General features: G+C 70.1%; 2 protein-coding genes. One reads left to right on the forward strand and one right to left on the reverse strand.

Annotation, left to right across the window (positions count from 1 at the left end; genetic code table 11):
* The coding region (locus B7W94_RS05055) for a hypothetical protein (protein ID WP_216353878.1) at positions 1–538 on the reverse strand (538 nt) is incomplete at its 3' end.
* A 152-nt stretch (positions 539–690) separates the two neighbouring features.
* Between B7W94_RS05055 and B7W94_RS05060 the strand changes: the two genes are divergently transcribed.
* The coding region (locus B7W94_RS05060; RefSeq protein ID WP_085605044.1) for a type IV toxin-antitoxin system AbiEi family antitoxin domain-containing protein at positions 691–1,249 on the forward strand (559 nt) is incomplete at its 3' end.

Below are 1,249 nucleotides of genomic sequence, written 5' to 3' on the forward strand. Positions count from 1 at the left end.
GCTCGTCGTAGAGCGCGGCGATGTCGTCGTGGACACGGATGTCCACGTAGGCGCCTTCGAGTGCCTTGTTGACCTTCCAGCGCGGGTAGCCGAGTCGGCGTGCGATCTCGTGGTGGTTCCATCCGATCGCGGCCAGAGCCTGGAGGCGCCGGCGGGTGCCGCGGCCGTTGACTCGGCCCTGCGCGGCGAGAGTGCTGCTGTCGGGGGTGACTGCGAGGAGTTTGCGGGCGGTGGCGCCGGTGACGAACCGTGCCGTCTCGCTGTTGAGCAGGCGACGGACCGTGGCGCCGCCGACGCCGGCGCTGATGGCGATCCGTTCGGGGATCATCCCGGTGTCGACCAGTGCCTGCAGGTGCTGCCGGATCGGCTCGATGGGTTGGTGCGCGTCCTGGTATCGCCCGTAGGCCAGGAGACGGTAGCGGTCGCGGCGGCGGCGCGCGTTGCCGTCCATGCAGGCGCGGCACCCGCAGAGGTGGACGACGTAGCAGGTGGAGGTCAGCCCGTGCTTGTGGTCCGGCGGGCAGGTGTGGGTCCGCATCTTCTCCTCCTCACAGATGGTTATATTCCCGAATATAACCCGTTCCCGAGGGTTTGGAACCCCCTCACTGCTAAGGGGTGGCCCCAGAGGCTCGAAGTCGACAATCTGAACGAGCTACAACGTTTGTTGCGGTTTCTCGCTACACTGTGCGCATGGCAGGATCAACTTTCGCTCGTCTGGGCGAGCTCGCGTCACAGCGTTGGGGCCTGGTGACCACCGCCCAGGCGCTCGAGGCTGGCGTGGCGCGCCCGACCCTGACGCGCCTCGCCAACAGCGGCGCGCTCATCCGCGTCGCGCGCGGCGTCTACCGCCTCGCCGGCGCGCCAGAGCACGAGCAGGAGGCGATCCTCGCGACCTGGCTCGCCCTCGGCGGCGCCGACCGTCCCCGCACAGACACCGGCGTCCCGCCCGTCGTCGCCGCAGGCCAGACGGCCGCGCAGCTGCATGGCATCGGCGACTGGTTCCCCGGGCCACTCGAGTTCGTCGTTCCCACCCGCCGCGGTACCCGCCTGGACGGGGTGCGGCTCCGCACCCGCGAGCTCGCGCCCACCGAGGTGGTCTCCGTCGACGGGATGCCGACCATGAGCGTCGAGCGCACGATCGCCGACCTGATCGAGCAGTGGGTCGACCGCTCCCTCGTCGCCGATGCGCTCGCCGACGCCGCGGACGCGGGAAAGCTGCTCTCCCCCGCCCGCCTGAACGAGTATCTGG

This window comes from Microbacterium sp. LEMMJ01 (assembly GCF_002114135.1).
Lineage (GTDB): Bacteria > Actinomycetota > Actinomycetes > Actinomycetales > Microbacteriaceae > Microbacterium.